General features: G+C 68.9%; 20 protein-coding genes and 1 pseudogene. 7 read left to right on the top strand and 14 right to left on the bottom strand.

What is annotated here, in order from left to right; genetic code table 11:
- Positions 1-251 precede the first annotated feature (251 nt).
- Complete coding sequence (locus tag ACZ68L_RS38950; RefSeq protein ID WP_469587422.1) at positions 252-983, top strand: histone protein; 732 nt, start codon at positions 252-254, stop codon at positions 981-983.
- Between the two features lie 6 nt (positions 984-989).
- Complete coding sequence (locus ACZ68L_RS38945; RefSeq protein WP_469587420.1) at positions 990-1949, top strand: SRPBCC family protein; 960 nt, start codon at positions 990-992, stop codon at positions 1947-1949.
- 333 nt (positions 1950-2282) lie between these two features.
- On the opposite strand, the gene ACZ68L_RS38940 is transcribed toward ACZ68L_RS38945, so the two are convergent.
- The 9 genes from ACZ68L_RS38940 to ACZ68L_RS38900 form a co-directional block, all read right to left on the bottom strand.
- On the bottom strand, positions 2283-2690 hold the full coding sequence (locus tag ACZ68L_RS38940) for a gas vesicle protein K (protein ID WP_469587418.1): 408 nt from the start codon (positions 2688-2690) through the stop codon (positions 2283-2285).
- Entirely contained in the window at positions 2680-2928 is a 249-nt protein-coding gene (locus ACZ68L_RS38935; protein WP_469587417.1) for a gas vesicle protein, read from the bottom strand. Before ACZ68L_RS38935 ends, ACZ68L_RS38940 begins: the two co-directional genes overlap by 11 nt.
- Positions 2925-3734: a GvpL/GvpF family gas vesicle protein gene (locus ACZ68L_RS38930; protein ID WP_469587414.1), complete on the bottom strand. Its 810-nt coding sequence runs from the start codon at positions 3732-3734 to the stop codon at positions 2925-2927. Before ACZ68L_RS38930 ends, ACZ68L_RS38935 begins: the two co-directional genes overlap by 4 nt.
- A complete protein-coding gene (locus tag ACZ68L_RS38925) occupies positions 3731-4177 on the bottom strand; it encodes a gas vesicle protein (protein ID WP_469587412.1) in 447 nt (148 codons plus the stop codon). Before ACZ68L_RS38925 ends, ACZ68L_RS38930 begins: the two co-directional genes overlap by 4 nt.
- A gap of 105 nt (positions 4178-4282) precedes the next feature.
- Entirely contained in the window at positions 4283-4534 is a 252-nt protein-coding gene (locus ACZ68L_RS38920; protein WP_469587409.1) for a gas vesicle protein GvpG, read from the bottom strand.
- Complete coding sequence (locus tag ACZ68L_RS38915; RefSeq protein ID WP_469587408.1) at positions 4522-5256, bottom strand: GvpL/GvpF family gas vesicle protein; 735 nt, start codon at positions 5254-5256, stop codon at positions 4522-4524. Before ACZ68L_RS38915 ends, ACZ68L_RS38920 begins: the two co-directional genes overlap by 13 nt.
- 3 nt (positions 5257-5259) lie before the next feature.
- On the bottom strand, positions 5260-5700 hold the full coding sequence (locus ACZ68L_RS38910) for a gas vesicle structural protein GvpA (protein WP_469587406.1): 441 nt from the start codon (positions 5698-5700) through the stop codon (positions 5260-5262).
- Positions 5701-5784: 84 nt separating this feature from the next.
- Positions 5785-6168 carry a gas vesicle protein GvpO gene (locus ACZ68L_RS38905; RefSeq protein WP_469587404.1) on the bottom strand — a complete coding sequence of 128 codons (384 nt, stop codon included), beginning with the start codon at positions 6166-6168 and terminating at the stop codon, positions 5785-5787.
- A 510-nt stretch (positions 6169-6678) separates the two neighbouring features.
- Positions 6679-7245, bottom strand: a complete 567-nt coding sequence (locus ACZ68L_RS38900; protein ID WP_469587400.1) for a GNAT family N-acetyltransferase — start codon at positions 7243-7245, stop codon at positions 6679-6681.
- 57 nt (positions 7246-7302) lie between these two features.
- On the opposite strand from ACZ68L_RS38900, the gene ACZ68L_RS38895 reads away from it, so the two are divergent.
- Positions 7303-7905: a TetR/AcrR family transcriptional regulator gene (locus tag ACZ68L_RS38895; RefSeq protein ID WP_469587397.1), complete on the top strand. Its 603-nt coding sequence runs from the start codon at positions 7303-7305 to the stop codon at positions 7903-7905.
- A gap of 331 nt (positions 7906-8236) precedes the next feature.
- Here the strand turns inward: ACZ68L_RS38895 and ACZ68L_RS38890 are convergent, their stop codons facing one another.
- A complete protein-coding gene (locus ACZ68L_RS38890; protein ID WP_469587394.1) occupies positions 8237-9076 on the bottom strand; it encodes a TioE family transcriptional regulator in 840 nt (279 codons plus the stop codon).
- A 58-nt stretch (positions 9077-9134) separates the two neighbouring features.
- On the opposite strand from ACZ68L_RS38890, the gene ACZ68L_RS38885 reads away from it, so the two are divergent.
- A complete protein-coding gene (locus tag ACZ68L_RS38885; RefSeq protein ID WP_469587391.1) occupies positions 9135-10355 on the top strand; it encodes an erythromycin esterase family protein in 1221 nt (406 codons plus the stop codon).
- 133 nt (positions 10356-10488) lie between these two features.
- Positions 10489-10635, top strand: a pseudogene (locus tag ACZ68L_RS38880) (transposase); the annotation flags it as partial.
- 333 nt (positions 10636-10968) lie between these two features.
- Here the strand turns inward: ACZ68L_RS38880 and ACZ68L_RS38875 are convergent.
- The gene (locus ACZ68L_RS38875; protein ID WP_469587389.1) at positions 10969-12357 is read right to left on the bottom strand and encodes a ricin-type beta-trefoil lectin domain protein; all 1389 of its coding nucleotides are present in this window, start codon (positions 12355-12357) and stop codon (positions 10969-10971) included.
- 846 nt (positions 12358-13203) lie between these two features.
- Positions 13204-14223, bottom strand: coding sequence for a helix-turn-helix transcriptional regulator (locus ACZ68L_RS38870; protein WP_469587386.1), 1020 nt, complete (start codon positions 14221-14223; stop codon positions 13204-13206).
- A 108-nt stretch (positions 14224-14331) separates the two neighbouring features.
- On the opposite strand from ACZ68L_RS38870, the gene ACZ68L_RS38865 reads away from it, so the two are divergent.
- Together ACZ68L_RS38865 and ACZ68L_RS38860 are read left to right on the top strand one after the other, a co-directional pair.
- Entirely contained in the window at positions 14332-14757 is a 426-nt protein-coding gene (locus ACZ68L_RS38865; protein WP_469587383.1) for a VOC family protein, read from the top strand.
- Positions 14758-15287: 530 nt separating this feature from the next.
- Positions 15288-15746, top strand: a complete 459-nt coding sequence (locus tag ACZ68L_RS38860; protein WP_469587380.1) for a CBS domain-containing protein — start codon at positions 15288-15290, stop codon at positions 15744-15746.
- Between the two features lie 206 nt (positions 15747-15952).
- On the opposite strand, the gene ACZ68L_RS38855 is transcribed toward ACZ68L_RS38860, so the two are convergent.
- On the bottom strand, positions 15953-16981 hold the full coding sequence (locus tag ACZ68L_RS38855) for an alpha/beta hydrolase (RefSeq protein WP_469587378.1): 1029 nt from the start codon (positions 16979-16981) through the stop codon (positions 15953-15955).
- 61 nt (positions 16982-17042) lie between these two features.
- Complete coding sequence (locus tag ACZ68L_RS38850) at positions 17043-18659, bottom strand: phosphodiester glycosidase family protein (protein ID WP_469587376.1); 1617 nt, start codon at positions 18657-18659, stop codon at positions 17043-17045.
- Positions 18660-18936: the final 277 nt, after the last annotated feature.

Here is an 18936-nt window from a genome sequence, read left to right as displayed (position 1 = left end):
GAAGCTCCGTGCCTCTCGGTGCTTTCCTTGATGTGTTCGTACCGGCGCTCGCGCTACGGCGACGGCGCGGGCGTATCGTCCGGCGCCGAGCCCCGCAGGAGCGGCGGGACTCACCACGGTCACGGCGGCTTCCCGGCGTCCTGGCGCGCTCAAGATGCACAGTTCCCGGCAGCGATCACCCTGGAGATAGGGGGAGAACAACGCCGCCGTATTGCGGCCCGGTCCGACACCCATGAGAGGGTGACCCGCCCATGACTGACGGAAACAGGTTGTTGCTCGCCGTAGCACTGGCCGGCGGCTACGTACTGGGACGTACAAAAAAGGGCCGACTCGCTCTCACCGTGGCTTCCTATGTCGCCGGGCGTCAATTCGGGTTCGAACCGCGACAACTCGTGAGTCAAGGAGTACGCAAACTCGGAGAGATACCGCAGGTCGCGGAGTTGAGTGAGCAGCTGCGCGGGGAAGTCATGGCGGCCGGTCGTGAGGCCGTGACAGCTACCGCCGACCGTCGCCTCACGGCACTCGCCGATTCGCTCCGCGAACGGACTCTCCAACTCGAAAGCGGCGGAGGCAAGGCGGAGAGGGAGGAGGAAGAAGAGGAAGAGCCGGAAGAGGAGTTCGAGCAGGACAACGAGGAGGAGCCGGAAGAAGAGTACGAGCAGGAGGAACCCGAGGAGATGGAGGAGGAGCGCAAGGAGCGACCACGCTCCCGCGCGTCCCGCGCCGCTGCAGAGCGGAAGACGAAGAGTCGCGCCTCGGAGAAGCCGGCCTCCGCCCGAACGGCAAGCCGGGGAGACACCACGGAAGGGAACGGGCGTAAGCAGGAACCGACGAAGAACCACGTACCGGCCAAGAAGTCCGCAACCAAGAAGACTGCCGCCAAAAAGCCCCCAGCAAAAAAGACCGCCCCACGCAAGAAGGCACCTTCCACTGCGAAGAAGAGCGCAGATAAAACCCCACCACGTGCCGAGCGCCGGAGGTGACCAGTCATGGCACAGCGGCAGCAGGAGAACGTGGAATCGGGAATCGATCGACTTCGCGACGAAGTCGCGGACTATCTGACAGCCTGGGTCGGAAACCTGGCCGAGAGGGCGGGCGACAAGCTGATCAATGTGACGGACCAGCTCACCGATGTCGCGAACAACGGCGGGTCACTCTCCCGAATAGGAGCGAACCTCCTCGGTGGCGATTCTCCCGTCAAAGCCATACTTTCCGGGACGGCGAAGAACGTCAAGGACAATGTCCTGAAGAAAGCCAAGGATGTTCTCGGCGGCGGTAAGGGTCGTAAATCAGGCGACCAGAAGGTCACCAACATCATCGAGGTGATCGACGTCGGGGTTCCCCTGCGCACGACCTACGACCACTGGACACATTACGAGAAGTTCAGCAGCTTCACCAAGGGCGTACGCGACGTCTCCTCGGCCGACGAGACGCAAAGCGACTGGAAGGCCAAGGTGGGTCCTTCGACCCGGAGTTGGAAGGCGACTGTCCAGGAGCAGGTGCCCGACGAACGCATCGTCTGGACCTCCGAGGGCGCAAAGGGGTCGACGCGAGGCGCGGTGAGCTTCCATGAACTGGCCCCCGGTCTGACGCGCATTGTGCTGGTCGTCGAGTACTACGCCTCGGGACTGTTCGAGAAGACCGGAAATCTCTGGCGCGCTCAAGGCCGGAGAATGCGACTGGATCTCAAGCACTTCCAGCGCTACGTCACGCTCACCGACGAGGAACCGAAGGGCTGGCGCGGCGAAATCCGCGACGGCGAGGTCGTACGGACCCACGAAGAGGCCCTTGAGGACGAGGAAGAAGGCGAAGGAGAAGAGGAGGAAGAGGGAGACGAGGAGTACGACCGGGAGGAGACCGATTCCGACGAGGCGGAGGAAGAAGCTGACGACGACGCTGATGACGTCGAATGGGAGGAGGAGGACGAAGAAGAAGACGAGGAGGAATGAGGCACTGGGCTGGCCGACAGGCGCGGTGACGCTCCCCACCAGCCTCCCTGCGCACCCGCAACCATCTGCGTGGAGCGGGGATGGACCTCGTGCCCGGCGGTCGCCGCGGCGTCGAACACCATCGCCGTCGGGCTGTACGCCAGTTCCTGGGCGCATCGAAATCGCGAGGGAGCCCACGAGCTTCGCAGGGCTGTGCGCGGCCGGCGTCGGCGGGCTGCTGGGCAGGGACCGTGCCCATCGCCGGGCAGCAGGCTCCAACACGTCCGATTCTCGGTCTCTCATCTCCTCGAAGAACCGACTTCGAAGAACCGGCTTGCGTGCCGCCTCTCGGGGTCATTCACCGGGCGGCAGCAGAGTTCCGAGGGGACCGAGATCCAGATTGAGGTCGCGCATCGAGAGATCGTACCGAGCACAGAGTTCGGTCATGCGGTCGTGCAGGATCATCAGCGTCGCCCCCAGCCGTTCTTCCTGCTCCTCTGTGAGATCCCCCGCGTCGACTCTCCGCAGCGCCTGGCGTTCCATGAGCTGTCGCAGCAACTCGACGAGGGTGAGGACGAGTTTGATCAGGTCCCGCTCCACCGTGTCGGGGTCGGTGGTGACTCTTCGGGCCGGCCGTCGGGGCGCCGTCCCTCCGAGGGGCGGGTAGCTCCCGGGCGAGGCGGGCAGGAGCCGGAAGGCGCGGTCGGCGGCTTCGGCGATGTCGTCGAGGCGGCTGCGGGGCCGGTGTTCCTCACCGGTCATCATCGTCTCCTACGGGTGATGGAGTGGTACCCCACGGGGAGGGGTTCTGTTCGCTGATGGAGACGATCAACGTGCGCAGGGATATGCGTACGAGGTCGATGTCGGCGATCGACAGCACTATGTCTCCGGTGAGGACGACGCCTCCGCTGAGCAGGCGGTCCAACAGATCGATCAGCGCCACCTGGCGTTCCGGAAGTGGCTCTTCCGCCGCGATCGGCGGCCCGCCCGCCGGCCTCACGGCGCCGCGCTCTCTCTGGGTTCCGGTGCGTCCGGGGTGACAAACGAATAGGGGGCCCACGGGCCCGTGATCTCGACGCGCACTCCGGTGAGGCCGTCCGCCGCCCGTACGACGTCGGCTTGGAAGTCGTCGGCGTACTGGAGGGGAACGAGGTAGGCGTCGTTGGTGACGTTCTCGCCCGTCCCGGACGCGAGTCCGCCCTGCTGCGGGCGGTGCCGAACGCGTTCGACGGCATGGGCGCGGGCGGCGGACTCGACCCGCTCGGCAGCCTGTTCGGCGCTGCGGTAGGCGTCGTCGCGTGCGTGTCGCTGGGCTCTGCGGCGGCTCAGATAGGCCCGGCCGGGGCTCAGGCCCGCGTCGGCGGGCTCTTCCGCCGACACCTCACCGGCCGGCTCGTCGACATAGATCTTGACACCCCATTCGACCTGGGCGGCCAGCTCGGTGAGCCGGGAGGCGAACGCGTCACGCCGGGACCGGAGCATGGACCGCACCCTCTCGTCGTCGAGGTACACCGTCACCAGGCGCAGGGGCAGGACAGCGGTACGGGAAGCGAGCGCCTCGACCACCCGGTGATGGGCGCGGGCCGTCGACTCCAGCCAGTCCAGGTCCTCCAGATGTACCCGCAGCGCGGCCTCCGCGAAGTCCCGTTCGGGTACCGGACTCACGGCGACCACCAGATCGTCACCGGGCTCCACGCGCACCAGACGGACCGACGCCCCCGATACCCCGGCGAGCCCGGCCAGCGCATCCTGCATGGTTCCGTCGTCCCGTGCGACGGCGTACGCGTAGCTAATGACCTCGGTCATGGCTCGTCCCGCCTCCCGTCACGGCGGGACTGCCCGGGCCGTTCGGCGCGCGGAGCACGGCGGCCAACCGCGGGGCGGTCCTCCTCGCTCCCGTCCGTGAGCGGCTCATCGCCCTCGCGCAACGCCTCGATCTCGGCACGCAAACGCTTGTTCTCCTCGGTGAGCGTGCGGTATCCGTCGTGGGCTCGCGAGGACAGCGACGGGTCGTGCTCCCACCAGTCGATCCCCATCTCCTTGGCCTTGTCCACCGACGCGACCAGGAGACGCAGCTTGATGGTGAGCAGTTCGATGTCCAGGAGGTTGATCTGGATATCACCCGCGATGACGATCCCTTTGTCCAGGACCCGCTCCAGTATGTCGGCGAGGTTGGCCGAGGAGCCCTGACCGTAGGGAGTGGACCGGAACGGCAGATCTCCCGGCCTCCTGGCAACGGGTTCGGTCACGTCCGCTGCACCTCGATTCCCTGCTTCCCCCACGTGTCAACGTAGGCGTGGGGCGGCTCGACGTAGGCGTGGGGCGGCGTTCTCGCCGTGTGGCGAAAACCGCGGTCAGCTGTCGATTCCCCGGGCGTGGGCCCTGATCTCGTCCAACCGGTCCAGCAGTTCGTCCTCGCGCCGGTCGAAGGTGTCCTCATCGATTTCTCCCGACAGGAGCCGTCGTTCGAGTTCGGCGAGTTCCCGCTCGACGGGCCCAGGGTCGTAGTACTTGTTCTCCGCCTCCTCGACGACGCGCTCGATGACCCACGCGGCTCCGCGCACGGGCGCCAGTGGGAGGGTGACGAGCTGGGTCAGGAGTCCCATGGCACCTCCTGGACGAAGCTGTACGCGGGCAGTGGTCCACGCAGCCGCAGGTCGTACTCCGAGCCGAGTTCCTCGGCGAGGCCCTGCTCGGCGGCCAGGAATGCCTTTTCCTCTTCCCGGTCCACCAGAAAGGACACATTGAGGAAATCGTCTCCCCTCGGCTGCGCCGCACGTTCCTCCCGCGCGAATTTGCGGAGGGACTCCACGATCCCCGCGGCCGCCCCGTCCTCGCGCTCCTGAACTTCCTGGGCCACCAATTCGCCCAGGGCAAGCGGCAGTTCCGGACTGCTTCGGCCGCTCCTGATCTCGTCGTTGAGCCTGCGCGCCTCCTCGGACTCCCGCAGGATCCGCCACAGCAGCGCGTTCTCGTCCTGCGCGGCCTTCAGGTTGTACTCGGCGCATCCTTCCAGCACCCGGAGACGTTCCAGGAACTGCTCCGCACGCTGCTCCAGCACCGTTCGTACCGCGTCGTCATCCGTCGTGGTGAAGCCGAACTGCAGCGGCAGAACCGTACCGTCGTCCATCAGGCGTTCCTGGACGGCCTGATGCGCGCCGAGGTCCCGGCGTTTGGGACGCAAGCCCTCCGGGGCGTCACTGACGATGGCGGACAGCGTCGCGGCGTGCACGGTGCGGAGTTCCGTCGGCGGGTCCCCTACCCCTGCCAGGCCGTCCAGGCGCTGTGGATGCGTCCTGGCGACGATGGTGTAGACGTACACGGCCATGACTCACTCCTTCCGGCGCCGGGCGGCAGGTCGGCGTCTCGGCCGCTCCCGCCTCTCCTCGGCTTCCTCGGTCTCCTCGTCGTCATGACCTCCCTTGAGCGCATCGGTCAGGACTTCGGCCGCCCCGCTCAGAGCGCCCTTGGCCTTGCCGTGGGATCCGCTTTCTGTCACCTCTCCGACGAGGTCGGTCAGCTGGGACGGCGCCTTGCGGCCCTCCTCCAGGTCGAGGCGGTTGCACGCCTCCGCGAAGCGCAGATACGTGTCCACGCTCGCCACGACGATGCGGGCGTCGATCTTGAGGATCTCGATGCCCACCAGTGACACACGCACGAAGACATCGATCACCAGGCCGCGGTCCAGAATCAGATCGACGATGTCGTAGAGATTGCCGGACCCTCCTCCACCCCTGGCGACGGCTCCTCCGCCTTGCGGCACCACAGTCATGGTGCCTCCCTTCAGCGGCTCACCCCGGCCTCGGGGCGTAGCCGGTACGTTCTCCCGTCGACGGTGCCGATGGCGGCCGGTGTTTCAGCCGCTCCGGTCGATCTGCCCCCGGGTGTAGCGACGGGTGCGCTCGTACGCCACCAGCTCGCCGTCCTTGTCCAGCGTCACCCGGTAGCTCGCCATGACGCTCGTGGTGCCGGGAACGCGTTCCAGTTCCAGGACCTCGACGTCCGCCTGCCAGCCGTCCTCGGTCGGCTTCACGGCCGACACGGACTCGGGCGCCCGGCCCAGCAGCTCCCGCAATTGCTCGGCGGCGTACCGCATGGCCTGAGGTGTCGACACCCCGCGGGCCGCCCGTTTCGTCCCGCCCGTCCGGCCGCTGTCGCGTGCGTCGCCGGCCTTCCTGGCGGTCTTCTTGCTGGACGAACGCCGGAGACGCTCTGTCTCGTCTTCTTCGCCTGCGGCCATGCTCTCTCTCCGAAGTCGGAGACGACATGCTGCCCGCGCCACACTCTCATGGCGCCATTACATGATATACGGCCTGATTCACGGCATCTCGGGCTCCGGCGGACGGTACCCGCGGACACGCCGCCCCTACGTCCCTCCCCCACACGACTCACCGCTCACGTGAGGGTCTCGACGGGGCACAAGGCGGGTGGCCGGTGGGACGGACAGGCGCCACCACACCGTTCGGCCGGAGATTCAGGCCGTACCCGGCCCCGTACGCGGGGCGCTCATGTCCGAGCACCCGTCACTGAACGCATCCGTCGACGCACAACCGGCCGTGCAGTCCGCCAACCGGCCATACAGTCCGAGTGAACCGGACATCGCCTCGATGCCCTGTCCCGACCGCGTCGGCCATCGGGCTGCGCACCGTCCGATGGCCGGATCCCAACCCGCGGTGGCCTCGCCCTGGGAAGACCCGTGGTGGCCTCGCCGCGGGAGGAAAACTTCGCCGTCGGATGGCGGACCGTGCTCTCAACTGCGCGTGACCGACGCGGACGGAGTGCTCCACTCGTCGCGGAGGACCGACCAGATCTCCTTGTCGTGCCGCGCGCCACGGTACGGGTACCGCTGCCGCAGTACGCCGTCGCGGGTCATGCCGAGCCTGCGCGCGGTTTCGATACTGCGGACGTTGCCCGCTGCGGCCCACCACTCGACCCGGCTCATCCCGCGTTCCTGGAAAGCCCAGTCGATCAAGGCCCGCGAAGCCTTGACCACCAGGCCGTGGCCCTGCCCGGCGGCCTCCAGCCAGCAGCCGATCTCGCACACCCCGGAGTCGGCGTCGAAGGTGGTGAACATGACGCCCCCGACGAGCGTGCCCTCCAGCCAGATGCCGTAGATCCGGGCCGTGTCCTGGGCCTGCTTGTCCGCGTACCGCTGCAGGACCGCCGCGGCGGAGTCGAGGTCGGTGCTGAGCGTCGCCCACGGTATCCACGGGTCGACATACGGCCTGGCGCGGTCGATGTGGGCGAGGAACTCCGATGCCTGCCATGGTTCGAGGGGGCGCAGTTGAGCGTGGTCGTCCAACGTGAGCGTGAACATGATTGCCTCATCCCATCCTGAGTACGTAACGAGCGTTCGGTATGTAAGCTAACACGCATGCCACCAGCACGAGGAGACCGAGAAGCCCGCCGAGAAGACGTGTCCGAGGCGGTGTGGAAAGTGCTTGGCGAGAAGGGGTTCAACGGTCTGACGCTGCGTGCCGTCGCCGCCGCCATGGGCGTTTCGACCGGCATGCTCATGCATTACTTCCCCACCAAGCGCGCCCTGGTCATTCACGCCCTGGGCATCCTGGAGAAGCGCACCGCGGAACGTACCCGCCGCCATCGGCCCACCGCGGGACTGGCGGCGCTGAGGGAAGTGCTGCTGGACATCCTGCCCCTCACCACCGACGACACGGCGCGCAACCGCATCTGGGTGAGTTCCTGGGACCTCGCTCTGGCCGACGAGGAGGTGGGCACGGCACAGGCAGATCGCTACACGCGTATGCGTTCAACGATCCGCGCGCACTTTGAGGACGCTCGCCGACTGGGGGAAGTGGCCGCCACGGCGGATCTGGAACAACTCGCCGCCGAGACAGTGGCGTTCGTCCACGGACTCACCGTCCAGGCGCTCTTCGACCCCAGGCGGTTTTCCGCAGCCGTACAGACGTCCATGGTCGACGACTTCCTGCGCAGAACCGCCTCCGGGCAGGGCGCATAGCCACCAGAAGGAGGCATCGGCGTTCGGATCCCCGGCAACCGCGTATCACTCGGCATCGGACAACTGACGGACTGCCACATCAACGGTCCTCACTCGTGCTCGGCTCAGCCATCGCGGGATCTCGGCCACTGGAGAAGTAGTGATCGCGGCGAAGCTGGTGGCCCGCGCGGGCGGGAGGCGGCGAAGGAGAAGCTGAAGACGCCGCCGTGGGTGGAACGGACCTCGGCCGAGCTCTATCAACACGCTGGGCCGGCGCTCCTTCCAACTCCCCGATCTGCCTGGTGTCTTGCAGCCCCTGCGTGATCCGGCTGCGGTCGAGGATGAGTCGGGCTCAGCCCGGGTCCAGGCCGACATCGACGGACAGGTCGGCCGAGACAGAACCGTCCGTGGCTCTTGGTCCCTGCGGCCGGCGGCCGAAGTCGCCTCCCCGCTCGCGGAGGTATGCCTCCAGCTCGGCGGCCCCGGTCAGCATCGTCCGCCCGCGGGCGGACAGCCGGCCGCGCCAGTCGTGCAGTGCGGCCTCCAGCGGCTCCAGCCCACCGGCCGCCCGCACCTGGGCGATCAGCGGGGCGATCTGCTCCAGCAGGTAGCCACCCCGCCTGAGTTGGTGGGCCAGCCGGACGTCCCGCACATCGGCTTCGCCGTAGACGCGGTATCCGGTCCGTGGATCGCGGCGCGGGCGCACCAGCCCGGCGCGCTCCCATTTGCGCAGCGTCGCGGGCCGGATACCGAGCTTGTCCGCCAGTGGCCCGATGAACGTGCCGCCGGGCCTGGACACCGCGGCCGGCCCGGACCCCGGACCGTGCTCGGACGCGGTGGTGGGCTCCAGGTCGCGGAGGGCCCGCTCCACGGCCTGGAGGGTCCTACGGTCGTCGAGGAGCTGGGCGTGACTCTCGTCGATGAGGCGGAACGCCTCCTCGGGCGCGCCCTGGTTCACCGCCCGCATGATCGACGTCGCTGCCTGGTGGCCGTGGCCGGGCACCAGGGCGAGGAACGCACGCAGGGCAGCCGCGTGCAGTGGCGTATAGGTGCGGTAGCCGTGGGGCGTGCGTCCGCCGGCCGGAAGGATGCCGGATTCCTCGTAGTTCCTGATCGCCTGGGTGGACAGACCGTGCCCGCGCGCCAGATCAATCGGCCTGAGTCGATCGCCTCTTTGAAGGTTTTTCCCCATGAGCCCGCCCATACCGCGAAAAAGTTTCCACCGAAGGTTCAACGATACCGTTGAAGGCATGGCTACTGACATCAAGGACACCGCCCATGCCGTTGAGGCCGCCGCCGTCATGAGACTGCTTCCGACCCGGCCGCGGTTGCTCGCGCTGGGCGAGCCCACCCATGGCGAGAACACTCTGCTCGATCTGCGCAATGAGCTCTTCCGGCAGCTCGTCGAACAGGAGGGCTACCGGACGATCGCGATCGAGAGCGACTGCATGATGGGCCTGGTCGTGGACGACTACGTCACCTCGGGCACGGGCACCCTCGACGAGGTCATGGAGCGCGGCTTCAGCCACGGGTGGTTCAACGTGTCCGCGCCCAACCGTGAGCTGGTGCGCTGGATGCGCGCCTACAACGTCCGCGCCGACAACGACGGCCGGCCCGCGTCCGAGCGGCTCCGTTTCGCCGGCTTCGACGGCCCGCTGGAGATCACTCACGCCGCGAGCCCCCGGCAGGCCCTCACCGCACTCCACGGTTACCTCTCGGCCCGGGGGGACGCGGACCTGCTCCCCTGCACCGCGGAAACACTCGACCGCCTGCTCGGCACCGACGACCGATGGACCAATTCCGCCGCGATGACGGACCCGGCCCAGTCCGTGGGGCAGTCGGCCGAGGCCAGCCGGCTGCGGCTGCTCACCGACGAGCTGGTGGCGCTGCTCGATGAGCAGATGCCGCACCTGATCACGGTGTCCTCGCGGGATGAGTGGGACCGGGCGCGTCTGTACGCGCGCACCGCCACCGGCCTGCTGCGCTACCACTACTGGATGGCCGACACCTCACCGGCCCGCATGACCCGACTGGTGGGCCTGCGGGGCCAGATGATGGCCCACAACCTCCTCGCTCTCGGCGAACGGGGCCCGGCGCTCATCCACGCCAACAACTCCCATCTCCAGCGGGAGAAGAGCACGATGCGGCTGTGGGAGGGGCCGGTGGAGTGGTGGAGCGCCGGTGCGCTGGTGAGCGCCCAGCTCGGCGAGGAATACGCCTTCGTGGCCACGGCCCTCGGCACGATCCGGCACCAGGGAGTGGAGACGCCGCCACCGGACACCATCGAAGGACTCCTGTACGCGCTCTCGGAGGAGCGCTGCGTCATCGACGCCCAACGGCTGGCCACCGCCCTCGGCGAAACGCAGCCCGCGCCCCGCGTATCCCCCTGGTTCGGCTACGCCCCGCTTGACCCGGCCCACCTGGCGGACAGCGACGGCATCGTGTTCGTCAAGGACGTCCCGCAGGCCTAGAGCCTTTCGTTGGGATCAGGCCGGATCAGCCCGGCCTGATCCGGACGAGAGGCCCTGGCTACTGAACTTGACCAGGTGATGTCGGGGCGTTCGGCCGCGCGTTGAGTCCTACGCACTGTACGACCGTCCAGCTCATCGCACCGCAACACTGCGCGAGTCCATCGCCGCGGACGCCGACCGGCTCACCGTGTTCCAGCTGCCCGTCCACGCGCCGGACCTGAACCCTCGGGAAGCCGTGTGGCCTCTGGTCGAGCGCGACCTCGGCGACCTCGCCGCCGCCGGCCCGGATCTGGACGGCTGCCCCGGCCCGGAGCTCTCCGCAACACCGTCGTCGGCGCTGCAAGAAGTGCCGGCTGTGTCAGAAGAACGTCAGGAGTTCCGTGTGGGAGCCAATGGAGGGCACGTCCGAAACGGCCGATTCTCGGCACAACGCGCATCCTCCACAGCCGAGTTGGATCGCTGCGGCCACCAGGTCCCGATCGTCGGGACATGGAGCCGATACGCCCCGGGAGGTCACGCCCCGTCTGGTCGGCTTTGCCGCCCGGCAGTTGAATACGCGAGCGCACCGGTACCGGCTGCCGATACGGCTTCACCTCCATCCCGTACGGCGGCTTCACCCGCCCCACTGCCAGTACTGTTCGGGCCGGGCCGGCGCGTTGCAGTCGGAGAGGGTCAGCCGGGGGCTGGGGTGGTCCCGATCGTTCCAACGGGCGGGGAGCTCACGGTCGTCCTGGTACAGGCAGCGGTTGCCGCTGTCCTGGATCCGCCATGCCGTGCGCTTCCACGTCGGGCTCTTCCAGGGCACGCGGGTCCATTGCTGGTTCGTGCTGCCGCCGTGACAGGGTTCGAGGCCGACCCCCGAGCCGATGGCCGTGAGGCAGGAGTCCGGCTCGTTCCGGAGCCCGATCGTGCCGTTCTGCCTCATCCCCCATCGTTGCCGGGCGGAACCGTCACACCCGTGGATGCGGACCGAGCGGGGCGCCGCCCCCGGTGAACCGTCTGCCGCGTCGAGGCACTGGGCCGGATCCGTACCGGTGAAGTACGTGGTCCGGCCGATGTCCCCGAGGACCTCACCGGGCCGTGGAGAGCGATGGACCTGTTCGTACTGCCGATGGATCCACAGTTTCCAGTCTTCCTGAAGCGATCCGCGATAGGGCGGTACGTTCGCGCACCACCCCGTGGCTCGGCACTGGCGATTGGCGATGTACCAACGCGCCACCCGCTCCTTGTCCGCTGCCTGCCCGGCAGTGAGGTTCGCCTTCCTCGCCGACATCGTGTATGCGAGGTACGACGTGACGGGAACTCCGAGGGCGTAGCCCACTCTCCTGAAGTAGCGGGCTCCAATGCTGTGGTCGCTGTGGTCGACACCACCGCCGAGACCGAACGCGAACGACGCGTTGTCGTGGTCCATGGTCAGGACACGTTCCGCACGGCTGCTCCTGACCAGGGTGGTGAGCGCCGCCAGCAGCCGTTCCTCGCTGTAGCTCACGCCGCCCAGGAATCCGTAGACGCTCCGCTTGTTTCCGTCGAATAGTCTCAGCACGCTGTTCGCGTCCTGACCCTGCGGAAGCCCGTCGTGGAGATCGAGGAAGGTCAACCGGATGTCAGCGCCGTGGGCCCGGCCGTCGAGCAGGAACGACCGGACCCGGACGCCGTCGACCTGCAGATCGGACTGGTCCCAGTCATCGGCTGCGCCCGCCATGGCCGCATAGGCTGCCCGCACCCCGTACTCCCTGCGGTCCACGTACTCCAGCGCCTTGACGCGATCCGCGATGGCATCGTCTCCTGCGGTCAGATAGACGGTATGGAGTGGGCACTTGTCCCGAATGGTCCGCGTGATCTCCGGGTTCAGGAAGAACAGGTCGTCGTCGGGGTGCGCCACACCCACCAGGGTGCGACGGCACCCGGACGGGTCCTTCTGCGGCGTGGCCGCCGCACCGGGGCCGGAAGGCGGGGCCGGCTCGGAGGAGCAGCCGGAGCCCGACAGGGCGCAGAGGGCCATGGCCACAGCCAGTGCGCGGTACGTGGGTCGCGAGCGACGGCGACTCCCCCTGCCCCTCGACAGTCTTCCGCCCATCCGTGACCTCCTCCCGCACCGTGTGCACCTCCAGCGGATGATCACCGCACGGGGCGCGCGGAACCAACCGACGCGCCGCGAGGCACACCCGGTCGGCGGCCCGCCAATCGTCGACTACCCCGCGCCGCTCCCGCCGCCGATCCAGTGGACGTGCCGCAGCCGGGGAGCAAGCTCTGCGGCGTCGATCCTCTCTTCGAACCGTCCGGGTTTCATCCTTCTCCTGACTGGTGCGACGGCCGAGCTGACGAGGTAACAGCCCGGGCCACGCCCGCGCGTTTTCCGCACGCGGATACCAGGGCCCACTCTCCCGCGCAGAAGCGCGAACGGAGCGACCATTAACAGGGCTGCGCCTGCGGCGACTTGGGCGTATCTGCGCCTCGACCGGGGTCTGCGCCCCGGTATGTGCGTGGACAACTCGTCAGTCCTTTCCGGCCACGCCGCTCGGCGTGATCACCGCAACCGTAGGCACGAGGTAAGGGCCCATGGCGGCCGAGGAGATGACTTTCTGCGCATCCCCCGTCACCGTTGCGTGGAGGATCGAACGAGATCAGATCTCCCGCCCGGAGCCCAGGAAGGGGGTAGCGCGAGATCGCGTGCCGTCTTTGCGCAGAACCTGCAAAGGTACTGCGCAGACCCGGATCGTTCACAACAAACAACCATGCAGAGGCAAGAATCCGGGCAGAGGCTGCGACGGCGGTGGTGACGGCGCCGCACCGCCTCGGTTCGTCGCACTGCCCATCCGTCCAGAACCGCGGTCGATGGGCGCCCGACTCATCGGGCCGGGGGCGGCGTGGCGGGTGTGCCGTCTGCGGCGTCGGCGTAGCGGCGGGCCAGGTGCGCGAAGGCACCCTTGAGCTCGGCCGGGCCGACGACCTCGATGTCGGCGTCGAACCTGCCGATGGCGGCGGCCAGGCCGGGCCAGGACCACGAGCCCAGGACGAGTCGGCAGCGGTTCGGGCCGAATTCCTCGACGACTCCGTCGTGAGTGTGACGGGACACAACCGCGGCGGGCAGATCGAGGATCACCTCACCGCGGCAGGGCCAGTCGCCAGAGCCGTCGGAGCCCCGGAATCTGCTCGCCACAAAGGCGGCCACGTCACGTCCGGGCAGTTCGCGTGGGGTGAAGCGGGGCCCTGCGGGGGTGCGCGGGGTGATCCGATCGGCACGGAAGGTGCGCCAGTCCTCGCGGTCGAGGTCCCAGGCGACGAGGTACCAGCGCCCGCCCCAGGTGACGAGGTGGTGGGGCTGAACCCGGCGCGGCGCAGTCGCGGCGGGGCCGTCGTCGCCGGTGCCTGGCGGAGAGACGGGGGTGTGGTCGAAGCGCAGCACTTCGCGGGCGTGGACGGCGGCGCTGAGGGCCATGAGCACACCGCTGTCGGCCTGTGGCTCCGGTCGGTTGGTGGGCCGCTCGACGGCGGTGGCCCGGAAGGTGTCGATCCGGTGGCGCAACCGTGCGGGCATGACCTGGCGGACCGTGTTCAGCGCGCGCGCCGCAGCGTCCTCGATCCCCGCACCGGTGGTGGCGGCGATCTGTAGTGCGACGGCGAGGGCGACGGCCTGTTCGTCGTCGAACAGCAGCGGGGGCAGTTCCGTGCCTGCGTCGAGCCGATAGCCGCCGTCCGGGCCCTTGGCCGCCACGACGGGGTAGCCGAGTTCGCGCAGGCGGTCGACATCGCGGCGCACGGTGCGCGTGCTGACCTCCAGCCGTTCGGCCAGGAGCACCCCCGGCCAGTCCCGGCGTGCCTGGAGCAGGGAGAGCAGCGACAGCAATCGCGCTGATGTCTTCGGCATGGCGCCAGTATCGCCCGGAGAAGCGGCCACAACCTGGCCGCTTCTCCTGTGATCGTGGACGTCGAGCAGGCCAGGAAGGCCGAACCTCATGATCGCAAGGAGCCAGCCATGTCCGTCAACGCTGCGACCCACCTGAACTTCCGGAGCGACGCCCGTGCGGCACTCGCGTTCTACCAGTCCGTGTTCGGCGGGGACCTGGTCGTGGTCACGTACAAGGACGCCGGAAACGTCCAGGAACCTTCCGAGGCGGACCAGGTGATGTGGGGCCAGGTGACCGCCGACAGCGGTTTTGCCGTCATGGCCTATGACGTTCCCTCGCGCATGCCGTGGAGTCAGGGCGAGAACGCGTTCTTCGTTTCCCTCCGTGGCGAAACGACCGAAGAGATCACCAGGTACTGGGAGAGGCTCTCCGACGGCGCGACCGTCCTGCAACCGCTGGGACCTGCGCCGTGGGCGCCTCTGTACGGGATGCTCAAAGACCGGTTCGGCGTCACCTGGGTCGTGGACGTAGTCAGCCCGTACGCCCCGTCCTGACCGCCCGGGACCCGGACGGTGGGCAGCCGAAGCCGGTCGACGCTCCGACAGAACGATCCGGCAACGGCCGCTGCCACCAGCCGCATGCCGTCGACAGACGGCTCGGCGTCGCCGGGCTTCCGGCCGCGGTCGCCCGGATCGCCGTGCCTCCCTCCTGAGCGGCACGCCCACGAACTGCTTTCCCCACACGCGGCAGGATCGTGGAAAGTGCGCCGTCCGTGCGCTCGGCCGGCCCCCACCGGCTCGACACGGCAACGGAGGATACGGCCCGTGGCGCTCCCGGCCGCGCACGGGCCGTATCCCCGAAACCGCAATGCCGATCATTGCCCCGCCGCGATGCCGGCCGTGCCGTGTGTGCCGTGTCCCGGCCGCTTCCCGAAGCCCGCCTCGGCCGCCGCCGCACGGACCCGCTCCGGCCGGGCGCGGCGCTCGGGATCCCCGTATCGCGGACGCTTCCAGGGAGCGGTGTTGGGCCATTCGTGTTGTGATCGATGAGGAGGAGAAAGCTCTGTCGTGAACGGGAGGAAATCATGGCTGCGAAGCTGCGAGCGCGAGACATCATGTCCGGCGGCGTGCAGTGCGTGGGCGCGCACCAGTCGTTGTTCGACGTGGCGAAGATGATGCGCGACCTGAACGTCGGCTGCCTGCCCATCTGCGGCGACAACAACAAGCTCACAGGCCTGATCACCGACCGTGACATCATCATCAAGTGCTGTGCCGAGGGCATCGACCCGGCAACCGTGCAGGCCGGATCGCTCAATGCCAAGGTGCACTGGATCGATGCCGAAGCGGACGCCACCGATGTCCTGACAACCATGGAGGAACACCAGATCAAGCGGTTGCCGGTGATCGACGTCCAGGGTGGCCACCGCCTGATCGGCATGATCACGGAGGCCAATCTCGCGAAGAATCTGAGCGACGAACAGATCGCCGAGTTCGCGAGCCGCGTGTACGCGGGTGCCGCGACGTCCGGTCAGTCCGCAGGTTGAAACTGGTTGAGGCCCTTCGTCGAATCTGAGGCCTTTCGCCGAATCCCAGGATGAGCCCAGCCAGGTAGTGGTCGGCGTTGCCTGGCGGGGCGGAGGAGCTTGTGCCCGCGGCCGAGGACCCCGAACTGCGCGCCGCACCGGCCCGCCCCGCGATGAGCCCGTCGAACTTGCCTCACCGCCCCGGAAGATCTGGTCGCCGTGGCCGTTCAGTCACCGACCCCGAGGGCCTGGAGGAGCACCGGCAGCGAGGCGTGCAACTCACGCTGCCAGTACGCCCAGCCGTGGGTCCCCGGCCCGTAGAAGTGAGTCGTGACGTGCTTCGCGCCCTTGCGTTCGAGCTCACTCGCAAGGGCCTGATTCTGCCTGTTGAAGTCCGCCTCGAGCGGGCTCGTGGTGCCCGGCGGGTCCAAGGGGCCGGTGGTGCCGTCACCGCACGACAGGTAGACGGGGATCGGCCTGAGGCGCTTGGCCAGGTGGAACGGGTCGTGGGACGCCCAGACGTCACGCTGTGCCACCGGGTCGCCCCAGACCCTCAGCGGGTCATCGCCCTGACCGGCGAAGAACCCCATGATGCGGTCCACCGACTCGTCGTTCAGCATCGGGTGCACGGAGCCGGAGTACGCCGCGGCCGCCTTGAACATCCCGGGGTGGCGGGCGGCATACAGCAGAGCACCCTGCCCACCCATCGAAAGCCCCGCCACGACGCGGTTGCCGCTCGCCCCCCAATCGTGCTGGAGAAGGAGGCGCAACTCCTTGGTGTGGAAGGTCTCCCACGCGGGGTCACCGCCCCGCCCGTGGTTCCACCAGTCGCTGTACCAGCCGTTCCAGCCGGCCTCCGGCATGACCACGAGGACATCCCGCAGGCTGTCGGTCCGCGCGATGTCGGTCCGGCCGGTCCACGACGTGTAGTCCCCGCAGCAACCGTGCAGCAGCCAGAGCGTCGGCCAGTGCCGGCCCCGGTCGCCCGGGTCCCAGCCATCGGGCGTGAGCAGACGTACGTTCACCGTCCGGCCGCCGAGGGCCGGTGAACGGACCGACAGGTCGACCTGCCGCTCGGCAACCCGAGTGACCGCGACGACCTCGGCACCTCCGGACGGGGTGCCGGACCCGCCCGTCTCCCGTGCGGCCGACCCGGCCGGCACGATGGCGCGCGCGGACGTGGTCGATGCCAGGGCGAACAGCAGCGCGGCAAGCACGAGCAGGAGGCGGAATCGGCGGATCGGGACGGCGGTCATGACGGCTCCCGGCGGTTGGTGTCGGCGGTCGGCGGCAAGGGCGTTCTCGGACCAGGCCGGGTCAGCCCCGGTCCGGCAGGATCAGCAGTGCGTCCCCGACGGGGCGTTCACCGGTCGCGTCGGACGGGGCGTTGATCACCTCTCCGTCGACCACCATGGTGGTCGAGCCGCCGCCGTCAAGATTGACCGCGTCGCTCAGGCCGAGGGCTCGGGCGACGGCTGCACTCTCGGGGATGCTCAGCCCGAGCGCTTCCGTGCTGCGCCCGTCGGCGGTGACGAGCACGGTCCTGCCTGCGGCGTCCACCCCGGCCAGCGTGCGCGGGTTGCGCTTGTGCATCCAGCCGTAGTAGAAGCTCGCGTTGCCGGGCTGCACCATCCCGTCGGTGGCGGGTGTGACGTGCAGCCGTCCGTCGCGGACCAGTTCGGGACCACCGTTGAGGATGCTGGTCGCCGGTGACGGGGAGACCCTGCGGCCGCTGCTGTCCCGCAACGTCCCCTCGATGTGCAGGGGCCGGCCGACCCGCGCCAGGGCGGCCAGTTCGGCGACGCGGGTGCCGGTCGCCTGCACGGAACTGCCGTCGGCCGGCAGTGGCCCGCCTCGCGGTGAGCGCAGTTCGAGGACTCGCCCACGGCTGTCCAGTACGGCCTCAAGGCCGTCGCCCTGCGGCGTCCGCCGTCCGTAGTCGGGCGTGAAGGCGACGAGTTCGTCGGGGTCGGTGCAGGTCACGTCGTGCAGGGGCAGCGCGGTCGGAATGTCGCCGGCCGTGCCGCCGCAGTTCCTGATCAAGCCCGGTACGCGGTCGACACCGTCCAGGGGTTGCGACGCGTCCCGGCTGACGACCCGTCCCTTCCAGGTGAACCGGGCGACCTCGCTGTGTCGGGCGGAGTCGCGTATCACCAGGCCGGGGCGCCCGTTCACCGGCTCGCTCAGCAGCCGGCCGGCGTAGACGCCGACGCCGGCCGGATCGCCCGGTGCTCCGGCGCTCGGGTCGAGGACGAAGAACCCGGCGTTGACCGCCGCGGTCGCGCCGGCAGCAGCCGCCAGCTCACTGGTTCTCTCGCGGTTCTCCAGGTCGGGACCGTACGACGCCGTGAGCCTGCCGCGGAACCGGTCCGGGTCGATGGTGAGCACGTCGATCCGCCAGGGGCCGTGGTCGTCGGGGTTTCCGTCCCAGCCGGTGTACACGACGGACCCGGTGTACCCGGCCCCCTTCAGCCGAGTGCGCTCGGCCGTCCCGGCGGACTGCGTGTCGAACCGCCCGACCCGGACCCGCCATCCGAGCGTTCCACCGGCGTAGTCGGCGACCGCCGGAGTCGTGACCTCCTCGACCCTGGCGTCAAAGCCGTCCGCCCGCGCATCGGCGGCCAGCTCGTCGGCGCTCGCCCGATCCTTCAGCGCCGACGGCGGCGCGTCGGGGTCCGGCGAGGTGGCGCCGCCGGGTATGGAGACCTCGATCGTCCACGCGAGCGCCGGGGCGTCGGCGCCGCGCACGATCCGAGTGAGGGTGACACCGGGCTGCAGCGTCCGCGTGCTGCGGGTCTCGGTCAGGCCGACGGCGCCCAGGGGCAAGGCATGCGTGGGCCCCGGTCGCGGCTCGGAGGAAGCGGGCGCCGACAGGGCAATCACCACAGCGAAGAGCGCCAGGCCCGTACACGCCCCGAGCAACTTGCGGTTCACGTACCCCCCCTTGTGAAGAACGGCCCAGCAACGGTGTGTGCGACAGCGCCCATCAGTCAAGACGTGTGCACGTCAATCTCCTCATTCGGTTCACGCGAAAACCGCGCAGCCGCGGCGTCCCGGGTCGCGGTGCGCCACGTCGATGCCTGTCCGCAGCACGCGAAGCGCCCCGTCGAGGGCGCACGCGAGGGTGAAGCGGGCGATACGACGGAATGGCGTCGTTGCTCGCCGGCCGCACCGTCCTGACATGCCATGGGCTGGAGCAATGACCGGCCCG

It is taken from the genome of Streptomyces sp. NPDC104309, assembly GCF_055584025.1.
The sequence above is the reverse complement of the archived record's forward strand: the minus strand, read 5'-3'. Positions and strand labels throughout refer to the sequence as shown.